The 15,847-nt window shown below is 69.7% G+C and carries 17 protein-coding genes and 1 rRNA gene; 8 read left to right on the top strand and 10 right to left on the bottom strand.

The features are described 5' to 3' along the window. Positions 1-2: 2 nt before the first annotated feature. Positions 3-119: ribosomal RNA gene (gene rrf / locus FQ142_RS17310) — 5S ribosomal RNA — on the top strand. Between the two features lie 102 nt (positions 120-221). Here the strand turns inward: rrf and FQ142_RS17305 are convergent. The 5 genes from FQ142_RS17305 to FQ142_RS17285 form a co-directional block, all read right to left on the bottom strand. Next, positions 222-1,157: a sensor histidine kinase gene (locus FQ142_RS17305; RefSeq protein ID WP_149424322.1), complete on the bottom strand. Its 936-nt coding sequence runs from the start codon at positions 1,155-1,157 to the stop codon at positions 222-224. Next, positions 1,154-1,867: a response regulator transcription factor gene (locus tag FQ142_RS17300; protein ID WP_149424342.1), complete on the bottom strand. Its 714-nt coding sequence runs from the start codon at positions 1,865-1,867 to the stop codon at positions 1,154-1,156. The genes FQ142_RS17305 and FQ142_RS17300 overlap by 4 nt, the downstream gene beginning before the upstream one ends. Before the next feature lie 9 nt (positions 1,868-1,876). Continuing rightward, complete coding sequence (locus tag FQ142_RS17295; RefSeq protein WP_149424321.1) at positions 1,877-2,437, bottom strand: DUF3060 domain-containing protein; 561 nt, start codon at positions 2,435-2,437, stop codon at positions 1,877-1,879. 61 nt (positions 2,438-2,498) lie between these two features. Continuing rightward, positions 2,499-3,722, bottom strand: coding sequence for an OmpA family protein (locus FQ142_RS17290; protein ID WP_149424320.1), 1,224 nt, complete (start codon positions 3,720-3,722; stop codon positions 2,499-2,501). Between the two features lie 101 nt (positions 3,723-3,823). Next, complete coding sequence (locus FQ142_RS17285; RefSeq protein WP_262492195.1) at positions 3,824-4,600, bottom strand: IclR family transcriptional regulator; 777 nt, start codon at positions 4,598-4,600, stop codon at positions 3,824-3,826. Positions 4,601-4,652: 52 nt separating this feature from the next. Here FQ142_RS17285 and hutH point away from each other — a divergent pair, with 52 nt between their 5' ends. The 4 genes from hutH to FQ142_RS17265 are packed head-to-tail and all read left to right on the top strand — an operon-like array spanning position 4,653 to position 9,961. Beyond that, positions 4,653-6,209, top strand: coding sequence for a histidine ammonia-lyase (gene hutH, locus FQ142_RS17280; protein WP_149424319.1), 1,557 nt, complete (start codon positions 4,653-4,655; stop codon positions 6,207-6,209). After that, complete coding sequence (gene hutU / locus FQ142_RS17275) at positions 6,206-7,858, top strand: urocanate hydratase (protein ID WP_149424318.1); 1,653 nt, start codon at positions 6,206-6,208, stop codon at positions 7,856-7,858. The genes hutH and hutU overlap by 4 nt, the downstream gene beginning before the upstream one ends. After that, positions 7,855-9,075 (top strand): imidazolonepropionase, encoded by a 1,221-nt coding sequence (gene hutI, locus FQ142_RS17270; protein ID WP_149424317.1) that lies wholly within the window; start codon positions 7,855-7,857, stop codon positions 9,073-9,075. Before hutU ends, hutI begins: the two co-directional genes overlap by 4 nt. After that, the gene (locus FQ142_RS17265; RefSeq protein ID WP_149424316.1) at positions 9,056-9,961 is read left to right on the top strand and encodes an arginase family protein; all 906 of its coding nucleotides are present in this window, start codon (positions 9,056-9,058) and stop codon (positions 9,959-9,961) included. The genes hutI and FQ142_RS17265 overlap by 20 nt, the downstream gene beginning before the upstream one ends. Positions 9,962-10,132: 171 nt before the next feature. Here FQ142_RS17265 and FQ142_RS17260 read toward each other — a convergent pair whose 3' ends face one another. The 4 genes from FQ142_RS17260 to FQ142_RS17245 form a co-directional block, all read right to left on the bottom strand. Further along, complete coding sequence (locus FQ142_RS17260; protein WP_149424315.1) at positions 10,133-10,537, bottom strand: hypothetical protein; 405 nt, start codon at positions 10,535-10,537, stop codon at positions 10,133-10,135. Then, complete coding sequence (locus FQ142_RS17255) at positions 10,534-11,175, bottom strand: hypothetical protein (RefSeq protein WP_149424314.1); 642 nt, start codon at positions 11,173-11,175, stop codon at positions 10,534-10,536. The genes FQ142_RS17260 and FQ142_RS17255 overlap by 4 nt, the downstream gene beginning before the upstream one ends. Before the next feature lie 150 nt (positions 11,176-11,325). After that, a complete protein-coding gene (locus FQ142_RS17250) occupies positions 11,326-11,859 on the bottom strand; it encodes an AAA family ATPase (RefSeq protein WP_149424313.1) in 534 nt (177 codons plus the stop codon). Positions 11,860-11,862: 3 nt separating this feature from the next. Next, a complete protein-coding gene (locus FQ142_RS17245) occupies positions 11,863-13,140 on the bottom strand; it encodes a DUF445 domain-containing protein (protein ID WP_149424312.1) in 1,278 nt (425 codons plus the stop codon). 127 nt (positions 13,141-13,267) lie between these two features. On the opposite strand from FQ142_RS17245, the gene FQ142_RS17240 reads away from it, so the two are divergent. The 3 genes from FQ142_RS17240 to FQ142_RS17230 are packed head-to-tail and all read left to right on the top strand — an operon-like array spanning position 13,268 to position 14,259. Next, the gene (locus FQ142_RS17240) at positions 13,268-13,543 is read left to right on the top strand and encodes a type II toxin-antitoxin system prevent-host-death family antitoxin (RefSeq protein ID WP_253386513.1); all 276 of its coding nucleotides are present in this window, start codon (positions 13,268-13,270) and stop codon (positions 13,541-13,543) included. 3 nt (positions 13,544-13,546) lie between these two features. Then, positions 13,547-13,957, top strand: a complete 411-nt coding sequence (locus FQ142_RS17235) for a type II toxin-antitoxin system VapC family toxin (protein ID WP_149424310.1) — start codon at positions 13,547-13,549, stop codon at positions 13,955-13,957. 29 nt (positions 13,958-13,986) lie between these two features. Continuing rightward, entirely contained in the window at positions 13,987-14,259 is a 273-nt protein-coding gene (locus FQ142_RS17230; RefSeq protein ID WP_149424309.1) for a metal-sensitive transcriptional regulator, read from the top strand. An 18-nt stretch (positions 14,260-14,277) separates the two neighbouring features. Here the strand turns inward: FQ142_RS17230 and FQ142_RS17225 are convergent, their stop codons facing one another. Next, positions 14,278-15,825, bottom strand: a complete 1,548-nt coding sequence (locus FQ142_RS17225; RefSeq protein ID WP_149424308.1) for an amino acid permease — start codon at positions 15,823-15,825, stop codon at positions 14,278-14,280. Positions 15,826-15,847: the final 22 nt, after the last annotated feature.

Genomic DNA, 15,847 nt, shown 5'->3' with positions numbered 1-15,847 from the left:
GTTTCGGCGGCCATAGCGTGAGGGAAACGCCCGGTTACATTCCGAACCCGGAAGCTAAGCCTCACAGCGCCGATGGTACTGCAGGGGGGACCCTGTGGGAGAGTAGGACACCGCCGGACTTCTTTTACACAGAAAAGCCACCCAATGTTGGGTGGCTTTTCTGCGTTAACGTGCGCGCGTCGGTAGCAAGGTCTACCGTGTTCGCGCACCGGGCACTGCGCTCAGCGCGTGGGCTGCAGCGGGAACCGCAAGGTCACCAGGCTGCCCGCACCCTCGGAGGAGCGGATCGAGACGTCCCCGCCATGAAGCCGCATCACGGTCGTCACCAGTGAGAGTCCGATGCCGGAACCGCTCACATCACGCGCGTTCTGTGCGCGCGCCAGTTCGTCGAAGACGAGGGGGAGCTCGACCGCGGGGATTCCCCGGCCGGCATCCGCCACCTCGATGAGAGCCCACCCCTCGTGCTCGCGCAGGCGTACCTCGATCGGCCCCGAGGCCGAGTACTTCGCTGCGTTGGTCAGCACGTTGTCGACCGCCAGCGACACGAGGTCGAGGTCGAGGGCGAGCGGAGGCACGGCCCACGGGACGCGGGTCACCGACAGCGTCACCCGACCTCGCGCCGCAGGCTGCTGGTCGACGAGTGCCTCGATGGCCTCGTTCAGCACATCTTCGAGCACGACCGTCTCCGTCTCGAGCGGCCTGCTCTCGAGCTCTGCGAGCTTACGCAGATCGCGCACGAGGGTGCTGAGCTTCGTCGCCTGCAGGTCCACTGTGCGCCACGCGTCCCGGTCGTCGCCGTCCTGCGCGGCGACAGCCGTCGCGCGGATCGCGGTGAGCGGGTTCTTCAGCTCATGGTCGAGCCGCGCGAGGAACCGACGGTGCTCGGCGCGCGCCTGGGATGCGGCGGCCTGTGCGGAGGCGGCGCGCGATTCCTCGAGCCGGGCGTTCCTGCGCGTTCGGCCGCGGCGTGCCAGCAGCAGGGACAGCGGCACTGCCGAGACCACGGCCCCGCCGATGGCCACACCGGCCGGGAGCGCGAGGTCGATCGACAGGATCCTCGGGTCGCCGGAGAGTAGCATGCTGCCGGCCACGGCCGCGCACGCGACGATCGGCACCGCCGTGAGAACCCCGAGGGCGACGTCGGGCGCCCGCGTCATACTGCGCTCACTCTCGCGGCGAACTGGTACCCCATGCTCTGCGCCGTCTCGATGAGGCGTGTCTCGGCATGATTGTCGCCCAGTGCTCGACGCAGTTCCGCGATGCGGTGATCCACCGCGCGGCTCGACGTCGCGAACTCGAAGCCCCACAGCGTCGACAGCAGCCGCTCCCGGGAATGGACCTCCTGCGGGTGCAGCATCAGGTACTCCAGAAGCATGAACGCCTTCGGCGTCAGCGAGACCTCGTCGGCTCCGCGCCAGACGCGGCGCGCCGTGCGGTCGAGCGTCAGAGTGCCCGCCTGCAATCGGGCCGCTGCGCGCAGCGACCCTGCGCCCTGGGCGGTCCGTCGCAGCACCGCTCTGATGCGCGAGATGAGCTCATGCGGATCGAAGGGCTTGTTGAGATAGTCATCGGCACCCTCGTCGAGTGCCGCGCTGCGCTCCCAGGACTCCCCGACCTGGGTGAGCAGGATGATGGGCAACCACAGCTGTCGCGCTCTGATCTGGCGCACGAACTCCCTGCCGTCGACGTGCGGCATCAGCACATCGCAGACGACGAGATCTGGAACGTCTCGCGCCACCTCGAGGAGGCCGGTCCCTCCGTCCTCGGCGACGCGCACGTCGAAGCCGCTCCGATCGAGGAACGCGGCGAGGGCGTCGGTGATGGCCGCGTCATCGTCGACGAGGAGGATCCGGGGGCGCTCGGCGATGTCCACCGGTCAGCCCTTCTTCAGCGTGTTCGCGGAGCCGCGGTCGTCGACGGTGGGTGTCGCGCCTTCCCAGAAGATCGAGCTCGCGCTGCCCGTCACGGTGATCGCGTCCACCTCGCGGACATACACGACCGTGCCGCTGCCGGAGAGCATCACCGCTCCCACGTCGTCGGCGATCACCACGCCCGCGTCGATCTCGATCACGAGGTCGGCACACGGCCCCTCCACCCGGATCACCGCGCCGTCGGACGTCAGGGGATCGGTCGGGCACGGCATCGTCGTCGTGGCCGCGTCGCTCAATCGCGCTCGTTCGGCCTGCCCCGCGGCGCTCAGTCCCGCGTCGGCGGAGCGGCGCGAGCCGGCGGACGGCTCGGGGTCCGGCGACGGGTCCGGAGACGAGTCGGGCGACGGGGCGTCGTCCGACGGGGAACCGGCCTCCGATGGCGATGACGCTGTCGCGGATGAGGCGGACGGCTGCGTCGGGTCGACGATGTCGACAGAGCATCCGCTCAGAACCACGACGAGCAGCAATGCCGTCAGCGGGGCGGAGGTCGCAGTGGTGCGGCGCATGCACATATCCTCTCGTGCCTGACGGCGTTCATGATGTTCTGCGGAACAGAATGTCGGCGGGTCAGAACGCTGCGGGGATGAAGATCTCCACCCGACGGTTCAACTGACGTCCGGCCGGGTTGTCGACGCCGTCGATCTCGTTCGCAGCGACGGGCCGCGTCTCGCCGAAGCCCTCGGCACTGAGCGACGTCGTCACACCGCGCCCCTCGAGCCCGTCGACGACCGACTCGGCACGAGCTTCGGAGAGCGTCTGGTTCTCGGCGTCGGCGCCGATCGCGTCGGTGTGGCCACTGACGTGCGCCTCGGACACATCGAGAGTCGTGAACACGCGGGCCACCGCATCGAGCGTCGCTGCGGAATCCGGACGGATATCGCTGCGGTCGAAGTCGAACAGGACGCCGTCTTCGAAGGTCAGCGTCGTGCCGCACGACTCGAGCGGGGCGAGGGCGCCGAGGGGCGGGAACACCCCGAGTTCCGGTACCGGCGGCAGCGGCTCGGCGTCCAGGAGCTCGCCGTCCACCCGCGCCGTGCCGTCGCCGAAGTTCTGGATGGTGATGTCGCCGTCGGTGTAGTTCCCGGATCCGTCACCGAAGTTCTGGATGGTGGTCTCGCCGTCGGTGTAATTCCCGGATCCGTCGCCGAAGTTCTGGATGGTGGTCTCGCCGTCGGTGTAGTTCCCCGAGCCGTCGCCGAAGATCTGCACGGTCTTCGATGCATCCGTGTAGTTTCCCGCACCGTCGCCGAAGTTCTGGATCGTGACGATGCCGTCGGTGTAGGTACCCGCGCCGTCGCCGAAGTTCTGGATCGTCACGCCGTTGATCGTGGAGGTGCCCGACCCGTCGCCGAAGTTCTGCACGGAGCCGTCGGGTCCCGTGAAGGTCCCGGAGCCGTCGCCGTAGAGATACGCGGTGCCGTTGCCCGAGATCACGGTGCCGTCGGCGTCGCAGTGGGCCGGCGTCGCGACGACGCCCGGGACGCCGGCGAGAGCCGCGTTGACCTCGATCGTGAAGGCCGACGCCGAGGAGTCGAGCAGCGACAGATCGGGGAGCACGAACAGGGGGACCGGCGGGAACTGCCCCACGTCGTACCCGGAGACGGTGAGCGCGGACGGGCCGGTGCTCGTGGGCGCCGGCGTGGATGCGGCGGGCGCGGCCGTCGACGGCGCCGGCGTGCCGGAGGGCTCCGCAGCGCATCCGGAGAGGATCAGAGCGGCCGCACTTCCGAGCGCGAGACCGAGGGCGAGGCCACGGCGGATGCGGTGCGGAGCGCAGGGTGTCGAGGTCATGCTTCGAGAGTAGTCAGCGGATGTCGCGGCCGTGTCGCGCCGATGTCGCAACTCTGCGACACGGAGAGGCTCTGCGACACGGGCGGACTCTGCCCCTGTGCTCATCGGGTCAGACGCCCTTCGAGGACGGATGCCGTCGCGCGCACCGCCGCGGCCAGCGTGCTCTCATCGAGGTCGCCGCCTGCCCAAGTGACCGCGACGGCGGCGACGGGCCATCCGGAGCGGTCGCCCACGACCGCTCCCACACTGCGGAGGCCGTCGGCGACCTCGCTGTCCTCCGTCGCATATCCGCGTGCGCGCACGGTGCGCAGCAGTTCCCGGAGTGCCCGGGGCGTGCGCGGTCCGAGGCCCGTCCGGTCGGGGAAGGCGGTGGCGCTCGGGTACAGTGCACGCACCTGCTCGCGGGGGAGGGCGGCGAGCATGGCGCGGCCCGACGCCGTGAGGTGGGCGGGAAGACGCACGCCGACGTCGGTGACGAGAGCCTGACGACGCGGTGCTCTCTCCTCCACGATGTAGAGGACGTCGCCGCCGCTCATGACCGCGAGGTGCGCGCTCTCGCCGAGACGGTCCGACAGGGCGGCGATGAGGGGACGGCCGAGGCGGGCGAGCGGCTGCTGACGGGCGAAGCCCCCCGCGAGCTCGAAGGCCGAGGTGCCCAGACACCAGCGCCGATCCTCCTTCAGGTGCAGGACGAAGCCGTGCGCGGCCAGGGTGGTGAGCAGGTGGTAGACGGTCGACCGGGGGAGCGCGAGTTCGCGGGCGATCGCCGAGGCGGCGACAGGGGCAGGACGTCCGGCCAGATGGCGCAGGATGCGCAGGGTGTTGTCCGCCGCCGGCACCTGGCGGGCGGCATCCGAGTTGTCTGGGATCACAGACAAAGGATGTCATGATCGGGTATCGCATGCACCGTCGCCGGTGTGGAATCGAGATATGAGTGAACTGACCCCTGCACGAGACGGCGATGCGATCCTCGTCGGCGATGCGCCCCTCAGCCGCGCCGACGTCGTCTCGGTCGCCCGGCACGGCGCGCCCGTCGCGCTCAGCCCCGCCGCCCTCGATCGGGTGGCCGACACCCGCGGTGTGATCGACGCGTTGGCCGCCGATCCGCATCCGCATTACGGCGTCTCGACCGGTTTCGGGGCGCTCGCGACCACGTTCATCGCTCCCGACCGGCGACTGCAGCTGCAGGCGAGCCTGATCCGCTCGCACGCCGCGGGCACAGGTGCAGAGGTGGAGCGCGAGGTCGTCCGCGGCCTGCAGCTGCTGCGCCTGCAGACGCTGGCCTCGGGGCGCACCGGCGTGCGACCGGTGGTCGTCGAGACCTACGCGGCACTCCTCAACGAGGGGATCACCCCCGTCGTGCGCGAGTACGGGTCGCTCGGATGCTCGGGCGATCTCGCCCCGCTCGCCCACATCGCGCTCGCGACGATGGGGGAGGGAGAGGTGCGGGACGCGGCGGGAGCGCTCGTCCCCGCGGCCGATGCGCTCGCCGCCGCCGGGATCACTCCTCTCACGCTCGTCGAGAAGGAGGGGCTGGCGCTCATCAACGGCACCGACGGCATGCTCGGGATGCTGGTGCTCGCGCTCCACGATCTCGAGACGCTGCTGCTGACCGCCGACATGGCGGCGGCGATGTCGGTGGAGTCGCAGCTGGGCACGGATGCGGTCTTCGCGGCCGACCTCATGGCACTGCGCCCGCAGCGGGGTCAGGCGGAATCGGCCGAGAACCTGCGGTCGTTCCTCGGCGACTCGCCCCTCGTGCACAGCCACAAGGGCCCGGAGGACGGACGCGTGCAGGACGCCTACTCGCTGCGCTGCTCACCGCAGGTGCACGGTACCGCCCGCGATACGGTGGGCTACGCCTCGATGATCGCCGACCGCGAGCTGTCGAGCGTGATCGACAATCCCGTGATCACCCTCGACGGTCGCATCGAGTCGAACGGCAACTTCCACGGTGCACCCGTGGCGGCCGTCCTCGACTTCCTCGCGATCTCCGTCGCCGACGTCGCCTCGGTCTCGGAGCGACGTACGGACCGCGCTCTCGATCCCGCCCGCAATCACGGTCTGCCGCCGTTCCTCGCCGATGAGGTCGGCGTGGACTCCGGTCTGATGATCGCGCAGTATGCGGCGGCCGGCATCGTCTCCGAGCTCAAGCGTCTCGCCGTCCCGGCATCCGTCGACTCCATCCCGTCGTCGGCGATGCAGGAGGATCACGTCTCGATGGGATGGGCGGCCGCCCGCAAACTGCGCCGTGCCGTCGACGGACTGGGTCGCGTGCTCGCGATCGAGATCCTCACCGGAGCGCGCGCTCTCGACCTCCGCGCGCCGCTGCAGGCGGGACCGGCGACCGGCGCCGTGCGCGACCTCGTGCGCACGGTCGCCGCAGGTCCCGGCCCCGATCGATACCTCTCACCCGACATGGAGTCCGTGACCGCGCTCGTGCAGTCCGGCGCCGTCGCCCGCATCGCGAAGGAGCACGCGAAATGACCACGACCCACAGGAACATCCGCGCCGCGCGCGGCAACCAGCGCACCGCCAAGAGCTGGGGTGCGGAAGCCGCCAAGCGCATGCTCATGAACAACCTCGACCCCGAGGTCGCCGAGCATCCCGACGAGCTCGTCGTGTACGGCGGGACGGGCAAGGCCGCGCGCAGCTGGGAGGCGTACGACGCGATCGTGCGCACGCTCGACGAGCTGGAGCCGGATGAGACCCTGCTCGTGCAGTCCGGCAAGCCCGTCGGCGTCTTCCGCACGCACGAGTGGGCGCCCCGGGTTCTCATCGCGAACTCCAATCTCGTCGGGGACTGGGCGACGTGGCCCGAGTTCCGCAAGCTCGAAGAGCTCGGTCTCATCATGTACGGCCAGATGACCGCGGGATCGTGGATCTACATCGGCACCCAGGGGATCCTGCAGGGGACCTATGAGACCTTCTCGGCGGTCGCCCGTTCCCTCGGCCGTGACTCGCTGAAGGGCACGTTGACCCTGACCGGGGGCGCCGGAGGCATGGGCGGTGCGCAGCCGCTCGCCGTCACCCTCAACGACGGCGTCGTCCTCATCGTCGATGTCGACGAGTCCCGCCTCGCGCGGCGTGTGGAGCACGGCTACCTCGACGAGTACACGACGGATCTCGACGCCGCGGTGGCTCGGGTCGTCGCCGCGAAGGACGCCGGGGAGGCGCTCTCCGTGGGTGTCGTGGGCAACGCGGCCGAGGTCTTCCCCGAGTTGCTGCATCGCGGGGTGCCGATCGACATCGTCACCGACCAGACGAGCGCGCACGACCCGCTCGCCTACCTGCCGGTGGGCACCTCGGTCGCGGACTGGAAGGCTGAGGCCGAGCGGGACGCGGAGGAGTTCACCCGCCGCTCGCGCCAGTCGATGGCCCAGCACGTCGCGGCGATGGTCGCGTTCCAGGATGCGGGGGCCGCGGTGTTCGACTACGGCAACTCGATCCGCGCCGAGGCGCAGCTCGGCGGGTTCGACCGCGCGTTCGACTTCCCCGGTTTCGTGCCGGCCTACATCCGTCCGCAGTTCGAGGAGGGGCGCGGGCCCTTCCGCTGGGCGGCGCTCTCGGGCGACCCCGAGGACATCTACAAGACCGACCGTGCCATCGCCGAGCTCTTCCCCGACGACACGGCGCTGCATCGGTGGCTGGAGAAGGCGGGCGAGAAGGTGCATTTCGAGGGCCTGCCCGCACGGATCTGCTGGCTCGGCTACAAGGAGCGCCACCTCGCCGGACTCAAGTTCAACGAGATGGTCGCCTCGGGGGAGCTCTCGGCGCCCATCGTGATCGGGCGCGATCATCTCGACTCCGGATCCGTCGCCTCGCCGTACCGTGAGACCGAGTCCATGAAGGACGGGTCCGATGCGATCGCCGACTGGCCGCTGCTGAACGCACTGCTCAACACCGCGTCCGGGGCCTCGTGGGTGTCGCTGCACCACGGCGGCGGTGTGGGGATCGGACGCTCGATCCACGCCGGCCAGGTGTCGGTGGCCGACGGGTCCGCGCTCGCCGCGGAGAAGCTGGAGCGGGTGCTGACCAACGACCCGGGAACCGGTGTCATGCGGCACGTCGACGCCGGCTACGAGCACGCACGTGATGTCGCCCGTGAGCGCGGGCTGAACGTGCCGATGCTGTGAGCACCTCGCTGATCACGAACATCGGCGAGCTGACGACCAACGTCGGCTCGCCGGACGGCGACCGCGTCGGCACGAGTCTCGATGCGGCCGTGCTGATCGACGGCGGACGGATCGCCTGGGTCGGATCGGCGGATGCCGCACCCGGGGCCGACGAGATCGTCGACGCCGGTGGCCGCGCGGTCATCCCCGGCTTCGTCGACAGTCACAGCCACCTCGTGTTCGGGGGCGATCGGGCCGCCGAGTTCGAGGCGCGGATGGCCGGGCAGAAGTATGCCGCGGGCGGCATCCGCTCCACGGTCGCCGCGACGAGAGCGGCGAGCGACGACGAGCTCCGCGCCCGTCTGCACGGTTTCGTCGACGAGCTTCTCGCGCAGGGCACGACGACCATCGAGGTCAAGAGCGGCTACGGGCTGAGCGTCGCGGACGAGGAGCGTCTCGTCCGGCTCGCCGCCGAGGTCACCCCCGAGGTCACTTTTCTCGGAGCGCACGTGGTGCCCGCGGAGTACGCCGACCGCGCCGACGAGTACGTCGATCTGGTGACGGGGTCGATGCTCGACGCCTGCGCGCCGCACTCGAGGTGGATCGACGTGTTCTGCGAGACCGGCGCGTTCTCGGTCGCGCAGTCGCGGCGCGTGCTCGAGGCGGGCATCGCGAAGGGCCTCATGCCACGAGTGCACGCCAGCCAGCTCGGCCCGGGCGACGGCGTGCGCCTCGCCGTCGAGCTCGGCGCGGCGTCGATCGATCACGGCACCTACCTGACCGACGACGACATCGCCGCGCTCGCCGCCTCCGACACGGTGCTCACGCTGCTGCCCGGGGTCGAGTTCTCGACGCGCCAGCCGTACCCGGACGCCCGTCGGCTGATCGATGCGGGTGTCACCGTGGCCCTCGCGTGCGACACGAACCCGGGCTCGAGCTTCACCTCGTCGATGCCTTTCTGCATCGCGATTGCAGTGCGCGACATGGGCATGACACCTGCCGAGGCGGTGTGGGCGGCGACAGTCGGGGGAGCGCGGGCTCTGCGTCGCGACGACGTCGGCGCGATCACGCCGGGCGCACGGGCAGACCTCGTGCTGCTGGGCGCGCCCACACGCATCCACCTGGCATACCGACCTGGCGTCCCGCTGGTCGATCGGGTGTGGAAGGACGGTGCTGCGGTCTACGCGGCATCCGGAATCGCACGAGGAACGGATACCCATGGCTCTCTCGCACGATGACCTGTGGCCGCGTGCCGGATCCTGGCCGGCCTTCTCGGCCGGTGCCTGCGCGGATGCCGTGCTCGTCGGTGTTCCCACCTGGCGCACCTCGCTCTCGCCGACCGGCGCGCACGCGACCCCCGCGGCGATCCGTGACGCGCTGACCCGGTACAGTGCCACGCTCATGGGGCCGCCCGTCGTCGACCTCGCTGGGGCGCTGCGCGTGCTCGACGCCGGTGATGTCGTCGAGCCGGACGGCGACGCGGGGATCGCTGCGAGCGTCGCGCGCGTGCACGAACTCGCGGACTCCGCCCGTCTCGTGATCGCTCTCGGCGGCGACAACGCTCTGACCTATCCGGTCGCACGGGGCGCACGGGCCACCGGGCTGATCACGATCGATGCCCATTACGACCTGCGCGACGGGGTGTCGAACGGGTCGCCGGTGCGGCGCCTGGTGGAGGACGCCCCGGACGGCGAGCGGATCGACCCGACGAGGATCGTCCAGATCGGGATCGCGGACTTCGCGAACTCCGCGGCCTACGCCGCACGAGCCGCCGAGTGGGGCATCCGCGTGATCACGCTCGACGAGGTGCGGCGCCGGGGCATCGACGATGTGGTCGCCGAAGCGACGAGCATCGCAGGAAGCGGCGCGGACGCCCGCATCCATCTCGATGTCGACGTCGACGCGGCCGACCGCGCCGCGGCACCGGGGTGCCCCGCGAGCGTGCCCGGGGGCTTCGCGGCGTGGGAGCTGCGCGCGCTGGTCCGCTCGATCGTCGCGGATCGGCGCGTCGTCAGTGCCGACATCGCCGAGGTCGACGCGACCGCCGACACCGACGACATGCGCACGGTCAGACTCGCGGCCCTCTGCGTGCTCGAGATGCTCGCGGGCCTCGCCGCGCGCTGACGGCCTCTCTCCGCTCAGCAGCAGGAGTCCGGCTCCCGCGCCGAGCAGACCGGCGAGAGCCACGAGCAGCCACAGCACCCGGCGCGTCCAGGAGCGCGGGGCGAACTGGTCTGCGTAGGGTGTCGAGGCCCATGGTGCCCGTCTGCGGACCATTCAGAAGGACGGCACGGCTCAGAAGAACAGCATGGCCTTGTACGCGATGATCGACGACACCACAGCGAGAACGATGATGAGCCCCGTCGCAGCCAGCGGCACCACCCAGACCTTCGGGCGTCGGCGCAGCAGGATGATGAGCACCATGCTCGCGAGCTGGATGAGCCCGGCCGCGATCATGAAACCTTGAAAGTTGTAGCCGAGGAGGTCCCAGTCGCAGTTCGGCGCGCAAGCCGGGGTCGAGATCCCGAGGAATCCCACCCAGAACACCGCTGCCATCGCGGCGAGGAGTTGAAGGCTCCACGCGACGAGGCTCGCCCAGTACTCGGGGGCCGGTCGAGGCCGGAGTCCGAGGCCGATGGCGGTTGCGATCCCGAGTGCCAGCAGGGCGATCAGCGCGGCCGCACCGAAGAGCGCGTTCATCGGCCGGTTCTCCCACGTGGCGTCCCAGGTCGTCGAGGCCGACGCAGCCCCGGACCCGCGGTGGTCTCGACGGCGATCGCGCGGATGGTCGCCGCGGCGAGCAGCCCCACAGCCGGGATGATGTTGAGGCTCAGCCCTGGCTGCAGAACAGCCGCGACGATCAGCAGAATCGTCGCCACGATCCCCAGAATCCACGAGAGCGGCCCCGTCGGCACAAGGCTCAACAGGCCCAAGGCGACGCCGAGCACGCTGACGAGCGCTGCAGGGCCGACCGCCTCCAGCCAGTACTCGGCGCCCGTCATGGGTGCGTATTGATCCTGAACATTCCTCGCCGACCCCAACCAGGTCAGCCCGAGGACCCACGCGGCGGACACGGCTGCGAGAATCACGAGCGCCGGACGCGCCTGTCGAGAGGGGCGGACGAGCAGAGCGATGAGGCAACCGGAGAGCACGACAGTGAGCCATCCGATGGCGAGGATGCCTGCGATGCCGAGGTACCCGATCCCGTCGCTGCAGGTCCAGATGCCCGCTCCCTCGGAGCCCGGGGGCTGCATCCCGCAGTTGTGGTGCAACCTGTCCCGCACGAGATCCAGGGCGGAGCCGGCGAGGACGAAGGCGATGATGCCGCTGGCCAGCACAGCGAGTCCTGCGACGACTCGCTGCCGAGTACCCCGACGCGCTCGCCGGCGATCTGGACGGGGGGATGCGACATCGGCGGCCATAGGTGAGGACCCTAGCAACGGCACCTGATGCGCGTCTGGCGCTGTGATCCTCGTGTTCGCCCGGTCTCAGAGGCCGGCGGCGTGCTCCAGCTGTGCGAGCCTCTCGTCCGGGGTCCCCGTGAGCGTCACGATCGGCGGCGCATCACCGGCGCGTTCGAGGTCGTCGAGCGCGTCGAGAAGCGCGCTCTCCATCGCCTCTCGGAGCTCCGGGTCCTCGTCATCGGGAACATCGATCGGGTGCCGCGCATCCAGTGGCAGGACGGCGATCAGATCGATGCGCGCCATCGAAGACTCGACCAGCTCCTGCGCTCGCGAGAGCAGGGCGCCGTCGCCGCGTCCCAGCATCTCGAGCGCGGTGAGGTAGGCGAGGAAGTCGACGGGCCCGCGTTCGGAGATGACAGAACCCTCGCGCGCCGACTCGCGCAGTCGTGAGATCGAGACGCGGAGCTGCGCGACGAAGCTGGCCGCACTGCTCGGTGCGTCCGACTCGATGTCGTCGAACGGGTCGCCGAGCACCGTGAACTCGGGATGCGCGGCGTGGAAGTCGGAGACCAGCGTGCTCTTGCCGCTCGCATGGGTGCCCGACACGACGATGTGCACGCCTCAGACCCCGGGGATCAGCAGATGTGCGATCGCGAAGATCGCGAGGCCCGCGAGGGCGCCGACGAAGGTGCCGTTCAGGCGGATGTACTGCAGGTCACGGCCGACCATGAGCTCGATCTTCTCGGTGGTCTCGACCGGGTCCCAGCGCTCGACGGTGTCGGTGATGATCGAGGCGATGTCGTGGCGGTAGCGGTCGACGAGGAACACCGCGGCGTCCGACACCCAGGTGTCGACACGGTGCTGCAGCGCGGCATCCGTCGTCAGCCTGTCGCCGACCTCCTGCAGAGCCTGCGCCGCACGCACGCGCAGGCCGCTCTCGGGGTCGGCGAGAGCGGTGAGCAGTCCGTTCTTCGCGGTGTTCCACGCCTCGGCGGCGAGGGCGCCGACTCGGGGACTGTCGAACAGCGACGACTTCGCGTTCTCGAGCTTCTCGCGCGTCGCCGGGTCGTTCTGCAGGCTGTCGGCGAGGCGCGCGAGGTACCCGTCGACGGCGATGCGCGCCGGATGCGTCGGGTCGGCCTGCACCGCGCGGACGAACTTGACCGCCTCGTTGTAGGCGGTGTCGTCGACGAATCGATGCGCGAGCTTCGGCACCCAGCCGGGCAGGCGGCGGGAGATGAGTCCCGAGAACGACTCTGCGTTGGCGTCCAGCCACCGGGCGATGCTGTCGGCCGCGAGATCGACGGCGCCGTGGTGGGCATCGGCCTCGACGATCTTCTCGAGCCAGGCGCCGGCCGGCGGACCCCACTCGGGTGAGACCAGGTGCTCGCGGGCGAGGTCGGTGATGAGGTCGCGCACGTCGTCGTCGCTGAGCGCGTTGAGCACGGCCGTCGCGATCGTCGCGCCCTCGGCCGCCACCCGCTCGGCGTGGGCGGGGTCGCGCAGCCACTCGCCTCCGCGTTTCGCGATCTCGGTGCTCGCGAGCTTGGTGCGCACCACGCTGCCCTCGAGGAAGTTGGTCTCGACGAACTCGCCGAGCGTGCGTCCGATCTCGTCCTTGCGGCTGGGGATGATCGCGGTGTGCGGAATCGGCAGGCCGAGCGGACGGCGGAACAGCGCGGTCACAGCGAACCAGTCGGCGAGGGCACCGACCATTCCGCCCTCCGCAGCGGCCCGCACATAGCCCAGCCACGGCTGCCGCTCCTGCAGCGCGAACGCGATCACGAACACGACCGCCATGAAGATCAGCGCGCCGAGGGCCACGGCCTTCATGCGGCGCAGGGCGCGCAGGCGTTCCTGATCTGCAGGCGACAGGAGGGCCATCGGGGTTCGCGGCATGACGTCATCCTTTCACGCGGGCAGTGGCGAGAGCCCGGGCTCTCGGAATCCGCGCTCCGTCATGCCGGACCTCGGGCGCTGTGTAGTACCATCACTACATTCCGAATCGAGGTGCATCGTGTTCACCATGACCGCTCGTGAGTTCAACCAGTCCGTGGCGCGGGCGCAGCGCGTCGCCGATGATCAGCCCGTGATGATCACGAAGCGCGGCGAGCCCGCGTACGTGCTGCTCTCGATCGACGAATACGACCGGCTCGCCCCGGCCCGGCCCCGGTCGATTCTCGAATTCCTCGCGATGCCGGCGGAAGACCTCGCAGGCGACGACGGCGAGTTCGATCGCATCATCGACGAGGTCGTCGCCGACAGGAAGAAGGACCTCGGTCGTCCTCCGATCGAGTTCTGACCGATGTACCTGATCGACACGAACACGTTCTCCGAGGCGAGGCGCGCAACAGGCCTCGGCGCCGCCGCGCGCTCCTGGATGGAGAGCGGTGTACCGGAGTCGATCCATATGAGCGCGATCACGGACTACGAGCTGGAGCTCGGCGTCCTCGCACTTCAGCGTCGCGATCCGCGTCAGGCGCTCGCTCTGCGACGGTGGCTGGACACGCTCCGCGTCGGGCTCGGCTCCCGCATCCTTCCCGTCTCGCCGGAGATCGCGCGCACGTGCGCCGCTCTCAACGTGCCGGATCGTCGTCCGTGGGCAGACGCGCTCATCGCCGCCACAGCTCTGCACCACGGGCTGACGCTCGTCACCCGCAATGAGAAGGACTTCGTCATCCCCGGCCTCGCCGTCGTCAATCCGTTCTCGGGCTGACGACGGTCGGGGCCGAGTACCCTCGAAGCGTGATCGAAGACATCAAGAAGCGCGCGCTGCATCGCACCAGCATCCTCGAGGGGCAGATGCGCGGAGTCGCGCGGATGATCGAGAGCGAGGAGTACTGCATGGACATCATCACGCAGTCCCGCGCGATCCAGCGGTCCCTCGAATCCCTGAATCGACTGCTGCTCGAGAATCACCTGCGCACGCACGTCACGCACATGTTCGAGGCGGGCGGGGAGGAGCGCGACAAGGCGGTCGACGAACTGCTCAAGGCGTTCGACTTCGACCGCAGGTAGCGGCCTCCCCGGCCCCGCTCACGTGCGGCCGTCGAACACCTCGCCCTCCATGGCGTCGTAGCCCTCGGACTGCGGGTCGCCGTGCGACCCGCCCGACAGGGCGTACTCCTCTTCCGGCGAGAGCACCAGGCGGTGCCGGAAGAACAGGCCGAACCCGAGCAGGATGATCGCGTAGACGATCGCGATCGCGATGATCGCGGGGCCGAAGGTGGGGTTCAGCAGGAAGCCGACGAAGATCAGAGCGGCGATCACGAGGGCGATGACCGCACCCGGGATCCCCCACGGGCTGATGTAGGGGCGGTCGACGTTCGGGAACTTCTTGCGCAGGATGATGAACGACACCAGCTGGAGTCCGTAGGCGACGACCGCGCCCCACACGGCGATGTTCAGCACGATCGCACCGGCCACCGTTCCGGCGCCCTCCGAGTCGACAGCGGTGAGCACGTCGAGCACGATCAGGGCGACGAAGCCGATCGCTGCGCCGACGGTGAGCGCGACCCACGGAGTCTGGCGCTTACCGGTGAGTGAGAGGAAGCGCGGGTAGTACCCGGCCCGGGACAGCGAGTACATGTTGCGCCCGTATGCGAACATGATGCCCTGCAGCGAGGCCAGCAGGCCGATCAGAGCGAAGAGTGCGAGCACGGCGGCGAGCTGATCGCCCACGATCGCGCGGAAGCCGTCGAGCAGGGGCTCGCCCGCCGTTCCGGTCGCCTCGGCGCCGATCACTCCGGTGTTGAGGAACAGCACCAGCAGTCCGGTGACGATGAGGGTGCCGCGGGCCCAGAAACCCGCCTTCGGGATGTCCCGGGTGGGGTTATGCGACTCCTCCGCGGCGAGCGGCAGCTCCTCGATGCCGAGGAAGAACCACATCGCGAACGGCAGCGCGAACAGGATCGGCAGGACGCCGTGCGGGAGGAACGCGGTCTGGCCCTCGTCGGGGACGATGTCCCACAGGGCATCCCACGAGAACGCCCCCGAGAACAGGGCCATGGCGGAGAAGACGAGGATGATGCCGATCGAGATCACCGAGACGACGATCGCGAACCGGAAGGAGATCGCGGCGCCCGCGGAGTTCAGCGCGATGAAGACCACGAAGAGGATGAGGTACCAGACCCAGCCGGGGAGTTCGAGTCCCAGCAGCTCGCTGGTGATGCCGTTCGCATACGACGCCGAGAAGTAGACGATCACCGCCGTGGTGGCGACGTACTCGATGGTCTCGGCCGCACCGGTGACGAGGCCGCCCCAGGGGCCCATGGCCGAGCGGGCGAACGAGTAGGCGCCGCCGGTGTGCGGCATCGCCGCCGCCATCTCGCCGATCGCGAAGATCATTCCGTAGTACATCGCGACGAGGATGGCGAAGGCGATGAGCATCCCGCCGAAGCCCGCGAAGTCGATGCCGAAGTTCCACCCGGAGAAGTCTCCCGAGATCACGGCGGCGACGGCGAGTCCCCATAGCCCCCAGACGCCGGCGGAGCGCTTCAGGGTGCGCTTCTCGAAATAGTCGCTCCCGGCCCGTGTATAGGTCGCTCCGGCAACCTTGCGAGATTCACTGCTGTGCTCAGACATCCGCTCTCCGTTCGCATGCATG

This window comes from Microbacterium sp. ANT_H45B, assembly GCF_008369345.1.
Lineage (GTDB): Bacteria > Actinomycetota > Actinomycetes > Actinomycetales > Microbacteriaceae > Microbacterium.
Note: the sequence above shows the minus strand (reverse complement) of the source record. Positions and strands in the feature narration are given on the sequence as shown.